Annotated in this window: 20 protein-coding genes; 16 read left to right on the top strand and 4 right to left on the bottom strand. The window is 65.8% G+C overall.

All coding sequences use genetic code 11. The features are described from left to right. Positions 1 to 219: 219 nt before the first annotated feature. From ACZ5YA_RS16635 to ACZ5YA_RS16615, 5 genes are all read left to right on the top strand, one after another. On the top strand, positions 220 to 1,149 hold the full coding sequence (locus ACZ5YA_RS16635; RefSeq protein ID WP_059371414.1) for a DMT family transporter: 930 nt from the start codon (positions 220 to 222) through the stop codon (positions 1,147 to 1,149). An 11-nt stretch (positions 1,150 to 1,160) separates the two neighbouring features. Beyond that, positions 1,161 to 1,559, top strand: a complete 399-nt coding sequence (locus tag ACZ5YA_RS16630; RefSeq protein ID WP_464092810.1) for a hypothetical protein — start codon at positions 1,161 to 1,163, stop codon at positions 1,557 to 1,559. A 128-nt stretch (positions 1,560 to 1,687) separates the two neighbouring features. After that, positions 1,688 to 2,296, top strand: a complete 609-nt coding sequence (locus tag ACZ5YA_RS16625) for a hypothetical protein (RefSeq protein WP_059371416.1) — start codon at positions 1,688 to 1,690, stop codon at positions 2,294 to 2,296. 130 nt (positions 2,297 to 2,426) lie between these two features. Continuing rightward, on the top strand, positions 2,427 to 3,008 hold the full coding sequence (locus tag ACZ5YA_RS16620) for an SMI1/KNR4 family protein (RefSeq protein ID WP_464092809.1): 582 nt from the start codon (positions 2,427 to 2,429) through the stop codon (positions 3,006 to 3,008). A 1-nt stretch (position 3,009) separates the two neighbouring features. Then, positions 3,010 to 4,026 (top strand): hypothetical protein, encoded by a 1,017-nt coding sequence (locus ACZ5YA_RS16615; RefSeq protein WP_464092808.1) that lies wholly within the window; start codon positions 3,010 to 3,012, stop codon positions 4,024 to 4,026. 71 nt (positions 4,027 to 4,097) lie between these two features. Here the strand turns inward: ACZ5YA_RS16615 and ACZ5YA_RS16610 are convergent, their stop codons facing one another. After that, a complete protein-coding gene (locus tag ACZ5YA_RS16610; protein ID WP_464092807.1) occupies positions 4,098 to 5,279 on the bottom strand; it encodes a GGDEF domain-containing protein in 1,182 nt (393 codons plus the stop codon). A 358-nt stretch (positions 5,280 to 5,637) separates the two neighbouring features. Between ACZ5YA_RS16610 and ACZ5YA_RS16605 the strand changes: the two genes are divergently transcribed. Beyond that, entirely contained in the window at positions 5,638 to 6,819 is a 1,182-nt protein-coding gene (locus ACZ5YA_RS16605) for an MFS transporter (protein ID WP_464092806.1), read from the top strand. Between the two features lie 148 nt (positions 6,820 to 6,967). Next, positions 6,968 to 7,867 (top strand): arginase family protein, encoded by a 900-nt coding sequence (locus ACZ5YA_RS16600; protein ID WP_118931426.1) that lies wholly within the window; start codon positions 6,968 to 6,970, stop codon positions 7,865 to 7,867. A 61-nt stretch (positions 7,868 to 7,928) separates the two neighbouring features. On the opposite strand, the gene ACZ5YA_RS16595 is transcribed toward ACZ5YA_RS16600, so the two are convergent. After that, positions 7,929 to 8,600, bottom strand: coding sequence for a lysozyme inhibitor LprI family protein (locus ACZ5YA_RS16595; protein WP_464092805.1), 672 nt, complete (start codon positions 8,598 to 8,600; stop codon positions 7,929 to 7,931). Positions 8,601 to 8,932: 332 nt separating this feature from the next. Between ACZ5YA_RS16595 and ACZ5YA_RS16590 the strand changes: the two genes are divergently transcribed. The 5 genes from ACZ5YA_RS16590 to fes all read left to right on the top strand — a co-directional run bounded on the left by ACZ5YA_RS16590 (position 8,933) and on the right by fes (position 15,046). Beyond that, positions 8,933 to 11,107 carry a TonB-dependent receptor gene (locus ACZ5YA_RS16590; RefSeq protein WP_464092804.1) on the top strand — a complete coding sequence of 725 codons (2,175 nt, stop codon included), beginning with the start codon at positions 8,933 to 8,935 and terminating at the stop codon, positions 11,105 to 11,107. 91 nt (positions 11,108 to 11,198) lie between these two features. After that, positions 11,199 to 11,486, top strand: coding sequence for a hypothetical protein (locus tag ACZ5YA_RS16585; protein WP_059371423.1), 288 nt, complete (start codon positions 11,199 to 11,201; stop codon positions 11,484 to 11,486). Further along, positions 11,473 to 11,763, top strand: coding sequence for a hypothetical protein (locus ACZ5YA_RS16580; protein WP_464092803.1), 291 nt, complete (start codon positions 11,473 to 11,475; stop codon positions 11,761 to 11,763). The genes ACZ5YA_RS16585 and ACZ5YA_RS16580 overlap by 14 nt, the downstream gene beginning before the upstream one ends. A 15-nt stretch (positions 11,764 to 11,778) precedes the next feature. Further along, on the top strand, positions 11,779 to 13,365 hold the full coding sequence (locus ACZ5YA_RS16575) for a PepSY-associated TM helix domain-containing protein (protein ID WP_464092802.1): 1,587 nt from the start codon (positions 11,779 to 11,781) through the stop codon (positions 13,363 to 13,365). An 85-nt stretch (positions 13,366 to 13,450) separates the two neighbouring features. Next, a complete protein-coding gene (gene fes, locus ACZ5YA_RS16570; protein ID WP_464092801.1) occupies positions 13,451 to 15,046 on the top strand; it encodes an enterochelin esterase in 1,596 nt (531 codons plus the stop codon). A 27-nt stretch (positions 15,047 to 15,073) separates the two neighbouring features. Here the strand turns inward: fes and ACZ5YA_RS16565 are convergent, their stop codons facing one another. After that, positions 15,074 to 15,403, bottom strand: a complete 330-nt coding sequence (locus tag ACZ5YA_RS16565; RefSeq protein ID WP_464092800.1) for a winged helix-turn-helix transcriptional regulator — start codon at positions 15,401 to 15,403, stop codon at positions 15,074 to 15,076. 104 nt (positions 15,404 to 15,507) lie between these two features. Between ACZ5YA_RS16565 and ACZ5YA_RS16560 the strand changes: the two genes are divergently transcribed. After that, positions 15,508 to 16,212, top strand: a complete 705-nt coding sequence (locus tag ACZ5YA_RS16560) for a glutathione S-transferase family protein (RefSeq protein ID WP_059371428.1) — start codon at positions 15,508 to 15,510, stop codon at positions 16,210 to 16,212. Between the two features lie 47 nt (positions 16,213 to 16,259). Here the strand turns inward: ACZ5YA_RS16560 and ACZ5YA_RS16555 are convergent, their stop codons facing one another. After that, positions 16,260 to 18,623 (bottom strand): mechanosensitive ion channel domain-containing protein, encoded by a 2,364-nt coding sequence (locus tag ACZ5YA_RS16555; RefSeq protein WP_464092799.1) that lies wholly within the window; start codon positions 18,621 to 18,623, stop codon positions 16,260 to 16,262. Positions 18,624 to 18,917: 294 nt separating this feature from the next. Here ACZ5YA_RS16555 and ACZ5YA_RS16550 point away from each other — a divergent pair, with 294 nt between their 5' ends. The 3 genes from ACZ5YA_RS16550 to ACZ5YA_RS16540 all read left to right on the top strand — a co-directional run bounded on the left by ACZ5YA_RS16550 (position 18,918) and on the right by ACZ5YA_RS16540 (position 21,686). After that, positions 18,918 to 19,826: a LysR family transcriptional regulator gene (locus ACZ5YA_RS16550; RefSeq protein WP_464092798.1), complete on the top strand. Its 909-nt coding sequence runs from the start codon at positions 18,918 to 18,920 to the stop codon at positions 19,824 to 19,826. 92 nt (positions 19,827 to 19,918) lie between these two features. Further along, complete coding sequence (locus tag ACZ5YA_RS16545; protein WP_464092797.1) at positions 19,919 to 20,587, top strand: DsbA family oxidoreductase; 669 nt, start codon at positions 19,919 to 19,921, stop codon at positions 20,585 to 20,587. 85 nt (positions 20,588 to 20,672) lie between these two features. Next, a complete protein-coding gene (locus ACZ5YA_RS16540) occupies positions 20,673 to 21,686 on the top strand; it encodes a cyclase family protein (protein WP_059371442.1) in 1,014 nt (337 codons plus the stop codon).

Here is a 21,686-nt window from a genome sequence, read left to right as displayed (position 1 = left end):
GAAACGCACGGATGGGCACCCTTGATACAGGTGGGGCGTGGCGGAATTCCGCCCATTGCGGGCCAAAAGCGGCTCGACGGATGCATCTCGCCCTGCGCGGCCGCCGCTGCCAGCTAAAATCCCGCAGCGCATAGACGGCCGTCAGGGATGGCCAACCTCGATGCGTTGCGGTTGCTCCGTCGCTTCGTGCGGCCGCCGCGGCTCACATTCAAAGCACAAATGAAAAATACATTGATGGCCACGCACCTGCGCCTGCTCGGCATGGCAGCGCTCTGGGGCGCGTCGTGGTCCTGGGGCAAGGTCGTCGCCCAGTCCATGGCGCCACTGGCCGCGGCCAGCCTGCGGTTCCTGTTTGCCAGCGTGGTCTTGGTCCTGTGGATGCATCGCGCCTCGGCGCTGCGCGGCCTGAAGTCCCTGACGCGCAACCAATGGCTCGGCCTGGCCGCCGCCGCGTTGGCGGGCGTCTTTGGCTACTCCAGCTTCTTCATGTTGAGCCTGCAGCTGGTGCCGGCCGGCAAGGCCGCGATCGTGGTGACGCTGAACCCCGGCGCGACGCTGTTGCTGGCGGCGATCCTGTTCCGCGAACATCTCAACCCCGCCATCCTGGCCGGCATGGTCCTGTCGGCCATCGGTGCGTACATCGCCATCGGCGGCGGGGTTTCACAAGCCGCTGCCGGCTCCGGCGTAGGCATCGGCGAACTGCTGCTGCTCGGTTGCGTGGCTTGCTGGGTGGCCTACACCCTGATCGGCCGGCTGGTGCTCAAAGGCGTGGACGCCCTGACCACCACCACGGTGACCACCGTGATCGGCGCGCTGATGCTGCTGCTCACCAGCCTGATCGTGGAAGGCGTGCCGGCCTGGCAGAAGCTGGGACAGGCGCCGGCCAGCGCCTGGGGCAGCCTGCTGGCTTTGGCGTTCGGGGCGACCGCGATCGCCTACGCCTGGTACTTCGAAGGCGTGAAGGCGCTGGGCGCCGGCGCGGCCTCGGGTTACATCACGCTGGTGCCCGTGTTCGGCGTGCTGTTCTCCAGCCTTTGGCTGGGTGAAGCCACGCCCGCGAATCTGTTCATCGGCGCCGCTCTTGCGATCTCGGGCATGGCGATCATGCACGTCGGCCGGCGTCGCGCCGAGGCGCGACAGCGCCGATAGGCGGACCTTCCATGCAGCCCTATACCCACGACAACCTGCCGGCCCAGGAGACTTGGCTGGACTGCGCGACCGCCGACGGAGGCCGGCTGCGCGTGGTGATGCTGGCAGCCGATCCGCAGGCGGCGGCGCCGCTGCTGGCGCGGGCCCGCTCGATCGCTCAAGCCCTGGCGACGCACCGCGACGCCGCGTTGCAATTCCTCTGGCAGGCGGGACGCGACAGCGGCGACCCCGAAGATCCCCCTGCGACGTTCCTGGAACACTTCACGCCATCCGACCTGATCGTCGCGGCCGACGGGGGCTACGTGCTGCACCTGGCGCCGCGCGACGCGACCTGGTTCATGGATGGCTATTGGCCGGCCGTACGCTTCGCGGCGGATGACCGGCCTGCGGACTGGATCTGCGAATCCTGATCTGAGCCACTGCGGCCTCTTGGCGCTTGGAGGCAATGTCGCGTCAGGTTCCGCACAGGCGCATGATTACACTCTGATCGTGACACGTGCGTCATTCACGGAGAAGTCGACATGCAATTGGCTCAAACATGACTAGCAACGACGGGATTCAGGTCTCGGTCTATACCCGATGGCACCAGTTGTCGGTGCCGTTGGCCTTCGCCCTGGCGGCGGGCAGCTTCATGCTGGTGGTGTTCAACCGTGGGCCGATTGTTCTGGCGGTTGTGCTGGCGGTGCTGGGGTTGCTGGTGCCGCCGCTGGTGGCGTTCAAGGGCTTTCCCACACGCAATACCGTCAAGGTGACGTCCGAAGGGCTGGAGTTTTCGCGCCGCTCTGCCGTCGCCTTCGCCCATTTGTCCCGCTGGGGCACCGACGATTATCTCAAGCTGGTCCGCCCCGGCCTGCCGACGTTGCTGGTCAGTGCAGTGGACCGGCCCACACGTGAACGTCTGTTGCGCGAGTTTGAGCAGGCCTTGGCGGCGTGGCATACGCGCCAGCCCGCCGGTACGCAGGCAGCGCGCCGCACACATTTCTATGGTTCCAACGCAGGACGCCTGGTGGGCTTGTTGATCGTCGTGCTGGGGGCGGGAGTGGCGGTCATGGCGCTGAGCTTGCGCGAACCGTCGATGTCGCTGGCTATCGTTGGCGGGCTGGGAGCGCTGTTCGGATTGACGATGCTGTTTGGCCGGCGGGACTGAAGGCGCTGGGCACGCCGTGGCCCGTACGTTCGCATCGGCAGGTCCGCCGCAAACAGGGATATAGTGGTGCGCCCTCCAGGCTCCCGCCTTCGCGGCGAACCAGGACTTTTCTTAGCTTCAGGATGCTTGCATGACCATGACCGCCGAACAGTTTCATCAACGCATGTGGGAAATCCTGGATCCCGTGGACACTGAACATTTCGAGGTCGTGGCCGCGCCCGCGCCCGATGCGGAGGCGATCGCCGCTCTGGAGGCCGCTGTCGGCTTCCCGCTGCCTTCGGCGTTTGCGGCCTTCTGCCAGCGTACCAACGGCCTGTGCGTGATGGCGCGCGAGGAAGTCTGGCCGCACGCGAAGGAGTTCGAGGTCGGCCCCGCCTGGACGTTCTGGCGCGGCCTGGTGCTGTTGGGCGTCGATGCGCCGGAGTTGCCCGAATGGGCCAGCATCTCGGCGCAGCAGCGCCAGCTCGCCGAGGCCGGTTTGCCCGGCATCCTGCCCGTGCTGAAGATCGTGGGCGACGGCAGCCGGATCTGGGGCGTGGATCAGACGGGGGCCGTCGTGGTGATCGATGACTTGACCGAAGTGGAGCCGCAGGCCGGCGACCTCACCGACCTCTACGCCGAGCAGATAGCCGATCTGCTGCAGCGCCAGCAGGATATGGCGCAGCGGCTGGCCGAACGCGCGGCGCGCAAGCAGCGCAAGCTGCCGGGGTAGCATGAGCGCAATGCTGCAAGTCACGGAAGAACCCCTGGCCGATGAGGACATCGTGCTGCTGCGCCGTGGCCGTCGCGGCAGATTCCTGACGGCCGTGTTCGCGGGGCTGATGTTCCTGCTGCTGGCGAGCAGCGCGATCATGTTCGTCGTGCTTGGCGCGTCCGATCGCAGCCTGCGCCGCGGCGCTGACGGCGTGGTGATCCTGTTGTGCACAGTGGCGATGACTTGCTTCGCGGTCTTTCTTGGACGCAGGTTGCTGCGCCTGCCGCAAGCCTGGCGCCGCTTCAATCGGGTGTTGAAGGGGCGTGTACCCAAGCAGATCGTTTCCGGGCACCTGACCGGTTTTGGTCCGGCCGGGAGTCCCGGCATCTGCTACGTCTTCGGCGAACAGCGCGTGGACGTAGCTCTGCCGTTTTGGAACGAGATCGCCAGGGACACTCGAGAAGGTTTCCGGCCTGTGACGGCCGTGGCGCTGACGGACCTACCCGTGCGCCTGCACTTGCTGACGCTGGCCCCCGACGCGCCACCCGTGCTGTTGCTGGCCGAGTACCCGATGAGCGCGCAGGCCTGGAATTCGGTCGAGGAAGTCAGCAATGCCGACCGCGAGGCCGTGCGCAAGGAAGAATTGAGCCTGCGCAAGTTCTTCTACGTGCTCGCCCTGGCGCCGCTGGTCGGCAGCCTGTTCCTGGGGCCCTTGATCCTGCTGGCCGCATTCTTCGTTCTCACGGGATTCGCGCTGGGCGTGCGCAGCCCCAGGCTGAAGCGGGCCCGCTACAAGCTCGGGGTACGCGGCTTGGTCGAGGAAGTCGTGAGCTATCGCGTGCGCGCGACCAACTCGAACATTTCCACGCTGGTTCACAACTATCGCATCGGGGGCGTGATGTACCGGGTCGAGCATTTAGGGCAAGCTGCCGCGCCGGGCCAGCGCGTTGCCTTCGAGTATCTCGACGGAACGGGCATCATGGGGCTGAGCGCCTTGTTCTTTCGAATCGAAGACGAGCCGGTCATGACGCTATGAGCGCGGCGCGCCGCCCGCCGCAATGAACTCTTTCGGGATCTCTGCGTGCGGCGCGGGCCGAGCCAGCGACTTCATGCCTGTGCGCAACACGCTTGAGTGCTTGCGTTGTCGCCAGGCGCGTGGCTGCCATGCCCGGCCTCTGCCGGCGCCATACCCGCAACCGTGCAGTTCCGTCCTTGTCGCTTCGCCTCGTAAAGCAGGTCGTCTGCCCGCTTCAACGCGCTGGCGAAAGGTTCTCCTGCCTGCACGAGGGTCACTCCCATGCTTGCAGTGAAACGGGAATCTGGAACCTGTGGCGCCCAGCGCTGCGCCACGAAACTGGCACGGATCTCTTCGGCGATTGCGGTGGCGCTTTCCAGGCTTGCCGTGGGCAGCAGCAGCAGGAATTCTTCTCCTCCCAGCCGGGCCGCATGGATGCGGATATCTGCTTGCGGCCTGAGCAGGGCGCCGAATCGGGCAAGCACCATGTCGCCAAACGCGTGGCCGAAGACATCGTTGATGCGCTTGAAGTTGTCGATGTCGGCCATGATCAGCGCGGTCGGTGTCGCCGCATCCGAGAATGCGCGTCCGGAGGCAAGCAGACTATCGAGTCCTTGGCGGTTCAGCAGGCCCGTCAAGGCGTCGGTATGGGCATGGCGACGGTACTTCTCTATGGCGTCGTAGCTCGTCGCGATGAAGACCGCGAAGGTCAGGACTATGCTTCCGAGCAGTCCGGTGTATTGGATCAGGATGCCCCAGACCGACGTTCTCCATTCGCCCGTCGAGAGCGGCGGAATCGGGGCGGCAATGTACAGGATGCACTGGCCCGTCAACACGAGGGAGATGAAGAGGAACGCGGCGGTGAGCACCCTGTCCGACGTAGTCACGGCATGCCTGGCGAAGGACAGCGTGGCCCGCCAGGTCACGAGCGCGCAACAGGCTTGCACGAAGAACGTTTCCAGCTTCGCACTGGCAAACAGCACTACCGAGACAACTACCATCGCCGTCGAGGCAAGCAGGACCGCAGCATCGAAGTAGGGGGAAACTTGGCTGCGCCTGCGGCTCTGAAGGGCGCGACAGGCGAGGATGACGCCGCCCAGAATGAAAGCATCCTCGACGACCTGTTTATATGGGGAAAGTGCGCTGGCCTGCACCAGCATGATGGCGTAGCCTGCGCCCAGGCAGGCCAGGGCGCAGCCCCACCGGAGCGTATTGAAGCCGATGAAGCGTGCAGCGCAGAGTCCGATGGCGCACATCAGGATCGCTGCAGGCACGGACCATTCAAGAAGGGTTGCGGGCATGGACAGGCGAATACGTGGAACGGTACACAGTCGAGCGCATGCTCGGCCGACACAATTTGTATGGAAAAAGATTGCAGTGTGTTGCAATGTATCGCCAGGACTCAACAGTCAAGGATTGTCAAGCGTTGCGGCCTGCTTCGCCGGGAAGGGAAAGCCGGTGTCTGCCGGACGTTGAACAGCTGGCGAGAGACGCGGCCGCTGTCAGCTGGCCGACAGGCGGGCGCGAGGGGCGCCAGCTACACTTCCGGCATCCCGCGCCAATGTCCGCCGGACCGGTCCCGTGCCCCGCGGCAAGGCGGCGGACTGGCGGCCGGTCTCCCATTCTCCCGCCATGTCGCAACCCGATTCGTTCAATCTGAAGCAGATCGCCGTGCCGGCGTTCGGCCCATCGCTGCTCTATGGCATCAGCAACGGCGCCATTCTTCCCGTGATCGCGCTCACCGCGCGCGATCAAGGAGCGTCGATAGCCACCGCCGGCCTGATCGCCGCCCTCATCGGGGTCGGCTCGCTGTTTTCCAATATTCCGTCCGCGCTGATTACGCATCGCTTCGGCGAGAAGCGCGCCATGGCTGGCGCGGCGGTGTTGAGCGTGGTCGGCCTGCTGCTCGTGATTGGCGTGCCCAACCTCTGGGTGCTGGCGCTGGCGATGCTGATGCAGGGATGCGCGCAGTCGGTGTTTCAGCTGGCGCGCCAGAGCTACATGATTGAGGTCGTGCCGCTGGTGTACAGGGCGCGCGCCCTGTCCACGCTCGGCGGAACGACGCGGATCGGTACTTTCTTCGGCCCTTTCGCGGGGGCGGCCTTGATTCATTTCGTGGGGCTGGATGGCGCCTATTGGGTTGCCATCTGCGCCATGCTCGGCGCAGGACTCATCGCCATCAAGGCGCCCGACATCGAGCCTTCGGCGGGCGTGAGCGCGGGCGCGCCGCGCGCGCGCATGGGCGAGGTTGCGCGCGACCATCGCGGCGTGTACGCCACGCTCGGCGTGGGCGTGATGCTGATCAGCGCGCTGCGCGCGTCGCGCCAGGTGGTGATTCCCCTGTGGGCAGACCATCTGGGCCTCGACGCCGCCACCACTTCGCTCATCTACGGGCTGGTCGCCGCAGTCGACATGTCGGTGTTCTATCCGGCGGGCAAGGTGATGGACCAGCGCGGCCGCTTGTGGGTGGCATTGCCTTGCACGCTGCTGATGGGGCTGAGCCTGATGGCGATCCCGCTTACCGACGGGGTGGCGAGCTTCATCCTGGTGTCGGCGCTGTTGGGCTTCGGCAACGGCATCGGATCGGGCATCGTCATGACACTGGGCGCCGACGCCGCCCCAGCGGGCGCGCGCACGCAGTTCCTTGGCATCTGGCGTTTCATGGCCGACCTTGGCTCGAGCGGCGGACCCGTGGCGCTGTCGGTGCTGACCGCCCTGGTGTCGCTCGGCGGCGCATCGTTCGGTGTTGGCACGCTGGGGCTGGTGGCGGCCGGCGTGTTCTGGCGCTGGTTGCCGTGCCGCGCGCAGGCTTGAGGAGCCTTGCTCCAGGGCTCGCACGGGTCATGGGAGCCGCCCGCGTCTCCGTAGGGAAACGGAAGATACGGTGTCGGATTGAGCTTTCGCGCCGCAATTTGTAGTCTGGCATCATATTTTTTGCGGAATGGCCGCCCCGGAGGCGCTGATGCCGACTCTCTCCTATGCAATCCTCGAAGCCCCTTCCACGCTAGGCTTGGCGACCGACGGTGTGGAATGTCTGCCTGATCAGCTCCTGGCCCACGGCCTTGCTGAGCGCATCCATGCACGCCGCGCCGGGCGACTTGCCGTGCCTCCCAAGAATCCGACGCCCGATCCCGAGACCGGCACCCTGAACGCCAAGGCCATTGCGGCGTGGTCGCCCAAGCTTGCCGACGCGGTGGGCGCGTTGCTTGATGCGGGCGAGTTTCCGGTGCTGCTAGGCGGCGATTGCACAATCCTGCTGGGTTCCATGCTCGCGTTGCGCAGGCGCGGCCGTTACGGCCTGCTCTTCATCGACGGCAACGCCGACTTTTTCCAACCTGAGGCGGAACCCAACGGCGAAGGCGCTTCTATGGATCTTGCCTTCGTCACCGGCCATGGTCCGCCGCTATTGGCCGACATCGAAGGGCGCGGGCCTTTGGTCCGCCCTGAAGACGCTGTTGCGTTCGCGTATCGCGATCATGAGGACCAGGAAGAGTACGGCAGCCAGCCGCTCCCTGAAGCGCTCAAGACGCTTGATCTCCCCGCAGTACGTTCGATGGGCATCGAGGCTGCTGCGCGCCAGGCAGTCGATCATCTGACGCGAGCAGAGTTGGACGGTTTCTTTATCCACGTCGACGCAGACTGTCTTGACGACGCCATCATGCCGGCCGTCGATTTCCGCGTGCCTGGCGGCTTGTCGTGGGAAGAGCTGACGGCCGCGCTGCGGATTGTCCTGTCGAGCGGCAAGGCTGTCGGCCTTGAGATCACTATCTACAATCCGCATCTTGATGAAGATGGCAGCGCCGGGCGTGGCCTGGCCGATTTGCTGGCTGCAGCCCTCGGAACGGCTGCGTCATCGGTGTAATCGTGGTGTCCGGCGGCACGCAGTCGCATCGAGTTTGCGTGCAGCTGAGGGATGCCTTTGATCAGCGCACCGCGAACCAGTCTCCCGCCAGGCTGCCATTCATGCCGCAGAACGGCGGACCGAAGCCGTCTTTCTCCACTCCGGCGGGCGGCGTTTCTCGCACCACCAGCACCGCGCTCCGGCGCGTCAGGTCCAGCGTCCACGGCGGCCCGTCCTGATAGGTGACGATGATGCTGTCGCCTACGGCGACCGCCTTGCCGCTCAGATCGCAGACCCAGCGGCCGCTGTAGGGCTCGGCCGAATTGGCGGCCACGAGCAGTTGACCGTCGGCGCCGCGGGTGATTTCAATTTCACCTTCGACGTTCTTCCACTTGCCGACAAAACCGGCAGGCGGCTGCGGATTGATGGACTTCAGAAAATTCAGGCGGTAGCGCATGCTGGTGCCGATCTCCCTGACCGGCGTGCTGCCCGAAAAGGGTTCGTCGTAGATCCTGTCCCGCACGCCCAGGAAATAACGTTGGTCGGCGGTCAGTGATTTGACTGCCTCGGCGTCGAGTTTGGCGCGCACCGCCTTGTACTGCTGCGCGATGGCCGCATCCTGGTCGGCCAGGGCCGGGTGGGCGCAAATGGCTTTTTCGACCGGAGTCGCGGCTTTGGCGCAGTTGAAAGAGGGGGCAGCCACGGCGCTGCCTGCCACGGCCAACGATGCTGCAAGGACCAGATGACGGATCATCTTGTGTAGCTCTCCAGGTTGTATAAGCGTTCGGCGGGCCTGTCGGCGCCGAGATGACGGCGCAGTTTACCGGCGCGGATTGTTCTTGGGGACGGCGGGATGGCGTTGTCGCTTCTGCCAACCGCGCCCGGGCTGGCGACTTCCAAACCGAGGCCGCGGAATTTTGCGTTGGTATGTCAATAAAAAAAATATAAGCCTTTGATTCTTATTGAATTGCGTGCCAATTCGCGCGGATTCTGGCTGCGGACTCCTGATTTCTTGGTCAATAGCACTCTCTTAAATATATAATTCATCTGATAAGCATTCGCATTTAGATATCGGAAAGATGAATTGTGGCCAAGAAAACTCAGTTGACTATCTCGCTGTGCGTCCAGTGCTTTAGCCCGGCAGTCGCGCTGTCCTTGATTCTTCCCGCCAGCGCCGCCGCCCAGACCGCGGCGCAAACCACGACGCTGCAGCCCGTCACCGTGACCGCGGGTTCGGTCTCGGAGGAAGACTTGCCCGCGCCCTATGCCGGCGGGCAGGTGGCGCAGGGCGCGCGCCTGGGCCTGATGGGCAATCAGGACGTGATGGACACGCCATTCAACGTCACCAGCTATACCTCCGAGCTGATCCAGAACCAGCAGGCGCGTACGTTGGCGGACGTGATGGCCAACGATCCTTCCGTGCGGTTCACGACGTCGAGCGGGCATGCCTACGAGAACTTCCGCATCCGCGGTTTCGACGTCAACCAGAACGACGTGGCGATCAATGGCATGTATGGCCTGGCGCCCATGGGGCGCACGCCGCTGGAGTTCGTCGAGCGGGTGGAGGTGCTGAAAGGCCCAAACGCCTTGTTCAGCGGCATGGCGCCCAGCGGCGCGGTGGGCGGCACGATCAACCTGGTGCCCAAGCGGGCGGAAGACACGCCCAATGCCACCTTCGGCGTGAACTGGCAGGCCGACGGCCAGCTGGGCACGACCATCGATGCCGGCCGCCGTTTCGGCTCCGCCAATGAATGGGGCGCGCGCGTCAACGGTTCCTTCAGCGACGGCGCCACCACGCTGGACGGCCAATCCAGAAAGCGCGAGTTCCTGTCCGCCGGCCTGGACTATCGCGGCAGCGCCCTGAGCGCGTCGATAGACGCTTACCACAGCCAGGAGTCGTTTTCGGGCGGCACGCCGGCCATGTTCTGGTTCGGCGGCTCCGTCGTGCCCGACGCGCCCGATCCCCGCATCAACCAGTTCAGCACCGGCTATGGCAGCATCCAGAGCAACGCCGTCATGGCGCGGGCTGAATACCGCTTCAATGACAGCGTATCGGCCTTCGCAGGTGTGGGCAGGCGCGACAGCCATCAATCGGGCCTGATCAACGGCACCCACGCGCGGCAGATAGACGCCAATGGCAACTTCACCGGCTCCATCATCGGCCAGCGCGCCTACACCGACGCCACCTCGGCCGAAGGCGGGCTGCGTACGCGGTTCAACACGGGCAGCGTGCGGCACGAGCTGGTGCTCCAGGCCTCCTTGCTGAAGCTCGAGGACGGGTCGGCCACCGGCACGGCATCGACCTTCAAGTCGAACATCTACGACCCGATCACGCCGGTCATGCCGGCGGTGCCGGGCAGCGCGCCCAAGACGGCGGAGAATACGCTGTCCAGCCTGGCGCTGGTGGATACCATGTCCTTCTTCGACGACAAGCTGCTCCTGACCGGCGGCCTGCGCAACCAGCGCGTGAAGACGACGAACTTCGACAAGACCGGCAAGACGACGGCCCGCTATGACGAGGACGCCGTGACGCCGGCCGTCGCCATCGTCGTCAAACCTTGGGGACCGGACGTTTCGCTGTATGCCAACTACGTGCAGGGCCTGAGCAAGGGCGATAGCGTCACGGACACCAGCGCCAGCAACTATGGCCAGGTGTTCGCGCCCTACAAGACCAAGCAGCAGGAGCTGGGCGTCAAGTGGAATGCCGGCACCTTCACCAATACCCTGGCATTCTTCCAGATCGACAAGCCCATGCTGGTGACGGAGGGCTCCACGGCCAAGCCTACGTACGCGGACGGCGGTGAGAAGCGTGTCCGCGGCGTGGAGTGGAATACCTTCGGCGAGTTGGCGGCGGGCTTGCGCGTGCTGGGCGGCGTCACTTACACGCAAGGCACTCAGGTCAAGACCTCGTATGGCCGCTATGACGGCAATACCGCGGTGGGCGCGCCGCGCTGGCAGGCCAATGCCGGGCTGGAATGGGATACGCCGTGGGTGCCCGGCGTGACGCTGAGCGCGCGCGTGCAGGCGACTTCGAGCCAGTACGCCGATGCGGCCAACAAGCTGCAGATCCCGGGCTGGGGCCAACTGGACCTGGGCGCCCGCTACGCCACGCAGATCAACGGCCGGGACGTGGTGTACCGGCTGAATGTCAACAATGTGTTCGACAAGCACTATTACGCCGGCAGTTTCAGTGACACGACGCCTATCGTGACGCTGGGGCCGGCGCGCACCGTAACCGCCTCCGCCAGCATCAGTTTCTGAATGCGGGATGTTTTGTCGGTCCCTGTTCCGGACAGCCGATGCGGGGCAGGGATAGGCAGGCAGGTCTCGGGCAATTCATTCAGAGGTGACCATGGAAGTCCTGATTCTTTTCAGCCTGGCAAGCCTTTTCCTGGGCAGTTTCTGTATCTATCGCGCCTCGCCCAATCAGCGATGGGCCGCCACGTCCTGGCCGGTCCTGTCCGCCCGCGTCGCGGGTATTCTGCTGCTCGCGCTGGGCGGCTGGGGTTGCCTGCGCGCATTCTCTGCCGTCGCGGCCGTGTTCGTTTTCTGCACGGCCTTGATGCTGTTCTTCAGCCTCATGCCGTATCTGGGCGTGCTGGCGGGCTTGCGCGGAAGCGATAGGCATGAAGCCCGTTAAGCCCGCGCCGATCCGGCGCGACTGGATATCGAAGAGCCTGGCGGGCGCATTGCTCGGTTTCGCGCTAGCCATCGGCGCCAGCGCGGCGCTTGCCGCCTTGACGGCCGGCATTCCATTGGCGACGCGTTCGCAGCTTGCCATGTGGCTGGTGCCGCCGGTCTGGCTTGGCGTCGCGAGCACCGTCTACCTTTTCGCCAGCGGCCTGCGCGCGTGGATCTGGCTGGGCGGAGCCTGCGTGCTGCTCTACGGCGGACTGCTAGTCGTCAAGGCGATCTGAAGGGAGTCCGCGATCATGAGAGCCGACTACATACGCATCTACAAATCCGTCCATACCTGGACGGGCATCCTGACCGGAATGGCGCTGTTCATCGCCTTCTACGCCGGCGCGCTGACCGTATTCAAGGAGCCGCTTACCCGTTGGGCGACGCCGCCCGCGGTCGTCGCGCCCGTGCCGCTGGAAGAAGCGCCCGCCCTTATCGCCAGAACCCTGCAAGCGCGGCCGGATGTGGCCAAGGGGTTCAGCATCCATCTGCAGGACGCCGAACACGTGCCGGCCCGCATGACCTGGGAAGTCCGTGACGGGCAGGCCGACGATCACGATGAATCGTCGATCCGCCACCATGTCGCCTATCTGGGCGCGGGCGGCGACCTGCGGTTGGAGGAGTCCGCGCCGAGCGGGCTGATGTCGTTCGTCGACGTGCTCCACCGCGTGGTGGGCCTGCCTGTCGACAGCGATCCCAACCGCTGGTTCATGGGCATCGTCGCATCGCTCTATGCAATCGCCCTGGTGTCGGGAGTGATCGTGCTGCTGCCGTCGCTGGTCAAGGACTTTTTCGCCTTGCGGGTCGGTAAGAACCTGAAGCGCATGTGGCTGGATGCGCATAACGTGGTGGGCATTGTTTCGCTGCCATTTCACATCGTCATGGCGCTTAGCTCCGTCGTGTTCGCGTTCCACGACGGAATCTACGATCTGCAGGACAAGCTCATGTACGAAGGCAAGCTGGAATCCGTTTTCCAGCGGTCGGGCGGCGGCGCGCCCGCTGGAGAGGCCCGCAATCCCGCAGACATGCTGACGCCCGCGGAACTGCTGGCCCAGGCGCGCGATCTCGCGCCGGGTTTCGAGCCTTACACGCTGCAGTATCAACAGGTCACCAGCCCGCGCGCCATCGTACGCGTCTGGGGCAAGGACGACAGTGCGGTATCGCCGCGGGCGCGAGGCGGCTTCGTGGCGCTCGATCCCTACAGCGGGAAGGTGCTCAACCGCGACTATCTGCCGGGCGGGCAGGACGCGCCCAACCTCTGGATCAGCAGTTTCTTCGCGCTGCATATGGCTTCCTTCGGCGGCGCGGCAGTGCAGTGGCTTTATTTCCTGCTTGGACTTGCGGGCGCATGGCTGTTCTATAGCGGCAACCTGCTGTGGATAGAAACCCGTCGCAAGCGCGCCAACCGGCAGACGGGCGAGATTCCCGTGCAACGCTTGGACACGCGGCTGATGGCGTCGGCGACCGTGGGCGTCTGCCTGGGGTGCGTGTGTGGCATTTCGTTGATGATGGTCGCGTCCAAATGGTTGAGCGGGTACGTAGGCGATCTGAATGCCTGGCTCCGGGCGCTGTACTACGTGGCGTTCTTTGCCAGCCTGGCCTGGGCATTCCTGCGCGGGGGGCGCCGCGGCAGGGGTGCATCTGCTATGGGTCGCGGCAGCATCGACGCTGGCGATACCCGCGACCTCGCTCGCAGGCGGACTGTTTCCCGCCTCCGGGCTTTGGGCGCACACGTCGGCCGCGGCGCTGGCAGTGGATGCGACGGCCCTGGCGGCGGGGCTGGGATTTGCCTGGATGGCGAAGGCCAGCGCGCGCAGGATAGGACGAGGCGACGCTGATAGCGCATGGGCGCCCAGAAGGCTCGCCGCGCGCGAAAGATAGCGGACCGCTGCGAACGGGCCGTGAACAACCGAACGGATGAACATGCGTAACAAGAACAGATTGGAATGGCGGGATTGGATGTCGTCGGCCGCGCTGGCGGTTTCGATGATAGGCATGGCGCCGGGCATGGCCGCGGCGCAGTCCAGGCAGGGCGTCGTCACACCCGAGGCCCATATGGACGAACGAATTTCGCTACGGAAGGGAGAGTTCCTCGCGGGCACTTGGGCCGCGGAATCCGGCGTGACCCTGGATCTGCTGGACAGCGCCGGGCAGCACGTGCGCCGGCTGAGCGACGGCGAGAAACCGGCCGGAGTCCTGATGCTGGTGGCGCCGGAGGACGGCCTCTACACCGTTCGCGCGCAGGGTCAGGGCCTGTTCCGCTGGGCCGTAACGGAACGCCTGCCCCTTGCGGAACAACGTGCGTCCGCGCCGGCGTTCGACAGCCCGCGCCTGGCCGCGCTAGCGGCGACGCTGGCCGCTGGCGGCACGACGGATGCCTTTTGGGATGAGGTGGCTCAGCGAGGCACGCCGCTGGTCGAGGCCGTGGACGCCAGGCATGACCGCGTCACGTTCCTGTGGCGCGGCGCCGAACGCAATGTGCGCCTGTTCGGCGGGCCATCGTCGGACCATGCTCAGTTGGCGCGCCTGGGCAATTCCGATGTCTGGCATGCCAGCTTCGTCGTTCCCCGGTCCACGCGCCTATCCTATCGCCTGGCGCCGGATGTGCCGGAGCTTCCGGGCTCCGGCATGGCGCGGCGCCGCGCGATCCTGGCCACGGCGCAGGCCGATCCGCACAATCCCAAGGCATACCCCGTGCGCGGCGTCGACGCGTACCAGACCTATTCCATGCTGGAACTGGCGGACGCGCCGCCGCAGCCCTGGGTCGAGCCCCGCGCGGACGTGCGGCAGGGAACGGTCGAGACCAAGGAGCTGCGCAGCGATCTCATGCGCAACACGCGCAAGATCCACCTGTACCGTCCTGCTGGCTGGCAGTCTGGCGCGGCGGACAATCACGTGCTGGTGCTGTTCGATGCCGGCGCCTATCTGGGCCGCGTACCCACGCCCACCATTATGGATAACATGATCGCCGCCGGTGTCATTCCCCCGACAGCGGCGCTGCTTGTCGACAACCCTACGGCAGAGTCCCGCAGCCAGGAGTTGCCGCCCAATCCGGACTTTGCGGACTTTCTCGCGAAAGAGCTGATGCCGTGGGCGCGCAAGCAAGGCATCAGCGCGCCTGCCGCGCGTACGGTCATCGGCGGTTCCAGCTACGGTGGGCTCGCGTCGGCCTATGCGGCGTTGCGCCACCCCGAAGTGTTCGGCAACGTGCTCAGTCAGTCAGGTTCCTATTGGTGGTCGCCGGCCGGGGAGGAGGATCAGTGGCTGACGCGGCAGTTCGTCGCGGTGCGCAAGCTGCCGGTGCGCTTCTTCCTCGGCGCGGGGCTGTTCGAGTCCGGACGCGGCGGCCAGCCGGGCATCCTGGAGACCAACCGCCATCTGCGGGACGTGCTGCGTGCCAAGGGCTATCTGGTGACGCACCGCGAGGTGGCGGGCGGGCACGATTACCTGGTCTGGCGCGGGACCTTGTCGGATGGCTTGCTGGATTTGATCGGCACCGGCAAGCAGGGGGGCGGATAAGCCCGGCTTGAAAGCTGGCAGGCCTGCTCAGGAGGCGTCTTCGGACGCCTCGCCATGCTCGTCCCACCAGTCGCCCAGCGCATCAAGCAGCGGCACGAGAGTTCTGCCGGAAGGCGTGAGCTCGTACTCCACGCGCCGCGGATAGCCAGCGAAATCAGTGCGCAGGACGATCCCGGCCAACTCCAGCTTGCGCAGCTCCAGCGTCAGCATCCGATGTGAGATGGTCGGATTGTCGCTGCGCAGGTCGCTGAAGCGTCTGGTGCCTTCCTTGAGGTAGTAGATCAGGAGCGCCGGCCATCTGCCGCTCAGTATCTGCATGACTTCCTCGATGGGGCAGCGCGAAACCAGGTCTTTCATGGGAGAGTCATGGTGACAAAAATGTGCGTAATTTACTTAGCCTAGCAGATCCGTAGAATTCAATCCGCTGCGCAGCGTGACCCTCATCTACGGAGAAAGAAATCTTGGAACCCATTCTTGTCTATGGCTTTCCGCTGGGAAGTTCCATGGGGCTCGTCGCTGCGCTGGAGTGGCTGGGCAAACCCTATCGCCTGTGCCGTGTGGACATGCTGAACGAAATGCGTCTGCCTTCTTATGCGCGGATCAACGCGCGCCACGAAACGCCGGCATTCGTCAGCGAACAAGGCGCGGTTTTCACGGAAACCATGGCGATTGCGCGCTGGATCGAAAACCGGGATGACGAGCGCAGGATCAGCTTCGATCCGCTGTCGCCGGAATCCGACCGCATGCACCAGTTCATGGCTTTTCTGAACACCGGTTTTACCGCCGCCTTCACCCCGCATTGGGTCGCCCTGGAAATGGATCCGCCTGATCCGGCCTTGCAGAAAACGCTGCGGGATTGGGGCGCGCAACGCGTCATCGAGCGGCACGACAAGCTCGAAGCGATGCTGGGCGACACGCCGTTCCTCGTAGGCGATCGTCCGACGCTGGCGGACGCCGTGCTGGTCGGCGTGGCGCGCTGGCTGGATTTCCATGAGGTCGCTGCAAAGTCCCGCTGGCCCAAACTGGCGGCGCTGCGCCAGCGCCTGGAGCACGATCCGGCGGTGAAGTATGCGATTGCGCTGGAAGATGGCGCACGCCCCGCCTGTTCGGGGCTGTGCCAGGGTCACGTGCCGCTGGAAACCTTGATCGCCACGTACGGGAAGTAGGCGGCACGCGCAAGCGCGCCGCTACTCGCCTTTGCCACGCGCGTCTGCTACGCGCGCGGCGCTTCGCCTTCCTCGCGCGCCTCCAGCTCGTTGCCCAGCACTTCGGCCGAGTCCTCGCCTCGCGGCGCGGGCTCCAGCGGACGCCGGGTGTGGCCGGCGGCGCGGGCGTCCTCGCCTTCGTCGGGACGCTCGGCCTGCACGAAGACATTCGCCGGCGGCGCGTAGCCCCGCTTGTCCTGGCCGAAGTACACCACGGTATGCGGATAAGGCAGTTCGATGCCGGCGGCGTCGAAGTGTTTCTTCAGCAGCCGGTTGTAGCCGCGCTGCACGGCCCACTGCATGCCCGGCGTGGTCTTGATCAGGATCCGGATCGTCACGCCCTTCTCGTTGACCGCGGTAACGCCCGCAACCGTGATGTCTTCCAGGATCTCGGGGCCAAGCACGGTGTCGGTCATCAGCTCGGCGAAGGCCGCGCGCAGATGCAAGATCGCGTCGTCCACGCTTTCGCGATGCGCGATGGTGTACTCGCCCAGGTGGTACGAGAAGTCGCGCATGTGGTTGGCGACGACGTCCACCGACGAGAACGGCACCAGATGGTAGCCGCCGTCCAGCGTGCGGATGCCCACCGAGCGTATCGTCATCTTCTCCACCGTGCCGAACACGCCCGCGACCTGCACCACGTCGTTCTCGTTCATGCCGTTCTCTAGCTGGATGAAGATGCCCGTGATGATGTCCTGGACCAGCTTCTGCGCGCCGAAGCCGATGGCCAGGCCGACCACGCCGGCGCCGGCGATCAACGGGCCGACATCGATGCCGATCTGCGACAGCAGCACCATCAGCGTCATCGTCACGATGACGATCAGCGCCGCGTTGCGGAACAGCGCCAGCAGGGTGCGTTCGCGCGCGCTGGGCATGCCGCGTCCTTCGCTCTGGCTGAGGCGGTGCTCGATGATGCTGGCGATCACGGTCCAGGCCAGCGCCGCGATCAGCAGCACGATGACGATGTTCACCGTCATCCGGATGGCGGCGCCGCCGGCATCCGAGGCCAGCCAGCGCGACAGGTCGAAGGCGCGCCACGCGTCCAGGACCAGCAGCACCAGCACGATCCGGATGATCAGGCCGACCAGTTTCAAGGTGGCGGGCACGTAGGCGTTGACGCGAGCCTCCAGCAGCGGCAGGCGCTTGCGCAGGTCGTCAGGCAGCCTGATGGGCTTGGCCAGCGCGGCGTTCAGCAGCAGGATCAGCAGACTGCCCACGCCGATGACCAGCAGGGTCTGCGCGGTGGCGCGGGCCATGAAGGGCAGGGCGTTGGTCGGGTCCACCTGGCTGACCACCAGCAGGATGGTGAAGTAGCCTATGCCCAGCACATGCCACACGCGCGCCAGGATGTGCAAGCGCGAACCCATGAACGTCGTCGCGCTGGCGGCGCGCCGGTCGAGGTGCCCGCGCACGGTCTGGCGGTTGCGCCAGATGACGCGCACCGCATACACGTACACGGCCAGCATGATCAGCAGGTTGGCCAGCCGGCCCAGCGCGGGCGACAGCGAGGCCGAGACCACGGGGTCGATCAGCAGCGTGCCGTAGCCGGCCGCGGTGGCGATGCGCAGCAGCCACGCATTCCAGTACCTGGCGTTTTCGTCCGTCATGGGCAAGAGGCGCAGGTGCGGATGCTTGACGGCGAATACCGTGCGGATCAGCACCTTGACGATTTCCACCGAGACGAAGGCGCGCAGAAACACCGCCGCCAGCGCGTCCAGCGCGCCGCGGCCGGGCGTGCCCCACAGCGCCGCCGCGCCGCCTGCCATGGCGGCAAGCAGCACCACTCCCGCATCGATGGCCAGCGCGCCCACGATCGCGCCCGCGCGCCGGGACAGCACTCGCATGGAGGCCGGCGCGCCGCGCCTGGGCGGCGCTTCGGGAGCGTGGCGCTGTTCGGCGACCCAACGGTCGATGCGTCCGTAGACGTACATGGCGATCATCCGCAGCAGGATGAAGGCGAGGATGGTGGCGGCCGCGGCCAGCGCGAGCGGCTTCAAGGCATGGCCCGCAGCGTCGCTGTCCATGCCCAGGCTGCCGCCCGAAGCCAGCGCGCGCATGTCTTCCACGCCCTGGCCCATGTCGGTCGCCAGGCCGGTCAGGAAGCGCTGGACGTTGTCGGCCATGCGTTCCTGCAAACCGGGTTCGGCGGGCTGTGCGGGCGCGGAGGCCGCGCCCGCGGAACGGGAAGCGGCGGGTTTTGCGCCGGAGGCCTGGGCGCGCAGTTCGTCCACCAGCGCCTTGCGCGCTTCGGGGTTTTCCAGCAAGTCCGCCAGGGCATTCGGCGTGAGCGCCGGCGCGGATGCGGGGGGAGTCTGTGCCAGCAGTGGCGTTGCCGCCTTGGCTTGCCAGGTGAACAACAGGCAACTCAGCATTGCCGCCAGCAGCAGGATTGCCAGCCGGGGCCTTTCCCTGCGGCGCCGCCAAAGGCATACGGCGTGAAGGCGGAAGAATGCTGTCGATGCTGTCGTTGCGGATCTCGCCACTAGAGAATCTCCTGTGTGACCTCGGTAAAAAAGGGCGGCGCGCGATCGCGGTCGCAACGCCGCTGCAGGTTTGATGATAAATGCACCGCGGCGCGAGCCGGGCTGGTCGCACTGGAGTCCCTCGTTTGGAAAATGTCCGATATGCCTGGAAAATCTGGGAATTCGTCTCTATTCGTTACCTTTATGGACACCTTCAACTACATGCGCGCCTTCCGGCGCATCGTGGAACTCGGCAGCCTGGCCAAGGCGGCGGAGGACCTGGATATGTCCTCCGCCGGCCTCAGCAAGCAGCTGCGCGCGTTAGAAGCTCACCTGGGCGCCGTGCTGATCCAGCGCACCACCCGCAAGATGAGCCTGACCGACACGGGTGCGGCGTACTACGCCGAATGCTGCCGGTTGCTGGACGAATTGGACGCGCTGGAGAAATCCGTCAAGCGGGAGTCCCGCCTGGTGTCGGGGCGGCTGCGCGTGAACGCGCCGGTCTCGTTTGCCTTGAGCGTGCTGTCGCCGCTGCTGGCGCGCTTTCTGCGCCAGTATCCGGAACTGCGCCTGGACCTGGCGATGGAAGACCGGTTGGTCGATGCGGTGGGGCAGGGTTTTGACGTGTCGATACGGCTGCGCGCGCAGCTGGACGATTCTTCCTTGATCGCGCGCCGGCTGGCGTCGCTGACGCAGGTGCTGTGCGCGGCGCCGTCCTACCTCGACAGCCGCGGCCGTCCGGAGAGCGTGGACGCGCTGCGCGGGCATGACATCCTCAGCTATTCCTTGGCCGAAAGCCCTGGCGCGGTTGCGGACGAGGATGCGGGCCAGCAGGCGGATCCGTTGGCCGGACCCGCGCTGGTGCAGGTCAACAACAGCCTGATGCTGCGGGACCTGCTGGAAGAGGGGCTGGGCATAGGCGCCTTGCCGTCGTTCCTGGCCGCGCCCGCCATCGCCAGCGGCAGGCTGGTGCGCGTTTTGCCCCAACAACCCGCCGCGCCTCGCCATGTCTACGCGGTCTATCCGACCAGCCGCCACCTGCAGCCCAAGGTCAAGGCCTTTGTGGATTTCATGGCGGAGCATCTGCCGGCGGCCATGCGCGGCGATTGTTGACGCGCAGCTAATAAAGTCCTGCCGGCGGACACCTTACTCCCGCGCCGGCCCGTCCTTAAGCTGGCGTCCATTGAAACGAGATGGACGCCATCATGACTTCGACCTCCAATTGCGCACCCGCCGCGCCGCTGACCGTGGACTTCTTCCATGACGTGGTTTGCGGCTGGTGCTATGTCATGTCTCCCCGCCTGCGCCAGGTCGCGGCCGAACTGGGCATTGCCGTGCGCCAGCGCAGCTTCGTGCTGCAAGAATCGCCTGAACAGATGTGCCAGGTGTTCGGCTCGATGCCGCGCGCCAAGCAGGTGATCCTGGGCCATTGGGAAGCCTGCGCCCGCCATGAAGACCAGCCGCGCATCGACGTCGAGGGCATGCGCGCCGAATCATTCGATTATCCCAGCGGGATGGCCGGGGCGCTGGCTTGCCAGGCCGCGCATCTGCTGGCCGGCGACGCGGGCCATTGGGACATGTTCGACGCGATCCAGCATGCCCACTTGAGCGAGCACCGCAACGTCGGCGATAGCGCGGTGCTGTTGGACATCGCCGCCGGGCTGGGCCATGACCGGGGCGAATTCGCCGCCCTCATGCGGGGCGGGGAGGTTTTGCAGCGGGTGCAGGCCGATCGCGCCGCCGCCGCGCGGCTGGCCATCGACTCCATTCCCACGTTGATCGCCGGGCCGCACCGGGCCCGCCTGCACACCATGTCCACGGCCGATCTGCGGGACAGGCTGCGGGCGCTGATGCCCGCCGCAGTCGAGGCTTGATCGCCGTGCATCGGGGCGCCGCCCGCGTTTTCCTTCTTTCCATTTTTCCGTCCGCAGGACGGAAACCACACGCACAAGGTGCATCATGACTATCCGCTACACCCGCAAACTTCTTGGCCTGGCGCTGGGCGCCGCCTTGAGCTTCAACGTACTCGCGCACGGCGCACCCGCCCGCGCGCCTGCCTCCGGACAGCAAGTAGGCATCAGCCCCTGGGGGCCGGACGATGAGATCGGCCGCCTTAACCTGATCACGCCCGAATCGCGCGCCGCGGTCATGTCGCGCGTGGCCGGCGGCAAGGTCTATGACCTGGCCACGGAATACTACGTGGGCATGCCCAGTTGGCAGGACGCGGGCGATCCGCACTACCAGTTCTGGATGACGCACACGCCGCGCGGCACCGAAGTCGACGACCCCATGGGCGTGGGCAAGGACATGAACGCGATGCGCAGCTACACCGGCACGGCGTTCTCGATGTATAGCCACACCGGTACGCACATCGATGCGCTCAACCATTTCGGCATCCACGGCAAGATCTGGAACGGCTTTCGCGCCGACGAGCATCTGGGGGACCGCGGCTGGAAGCGCACGGGCATCGAGAAGTTCCCGCCGCTGGTGGCGCGCGGCGTATTGATCGACGTGGCCGCGCTCAAGGGCGTGGAGATGCTGCCCGACCAGTACCGCATTACCCGACAGGACCTGAAAGCCGCGCTGGCGCGCCAGAAGACCGAGCTGCGCGAGGGCGACATTGTCCTGATCCGCACCGGCCGCATGAAGCTGTACAACGATCCGGCGGCCTACATGGCCAAGCCGCCGGGCATGGGCCTGGACGCTGCGCGTTATCTGGTCGAGGAGGGCGGCGCCATGATTCTGGGGGCGGACAACCTCAGTTTCGAGACCTTCCCGTCGGAGGTGTCCGACGACTATGTGCCGCTGCATACCTATCTGCTGGCGCAGAAGGGCGTGCCCATCATCGAGCTGGCGGCACTGGACGAGCTGTCGCGCGACCAGGTCTATGAATTCGCCTTCATCGGCGGGCCGCTGAAGATCCGCGGCGGCGATGCGGCGCCGCTGCGTCCGGTGGCGATGCCGCTGCGCTGA

Source organism: Achromobacter sp. JCM 18799 (genome assembly GCF_055395645.1).
This window is presented reverse-complemented; position numbering and strand designations above follow the sequence as displayed.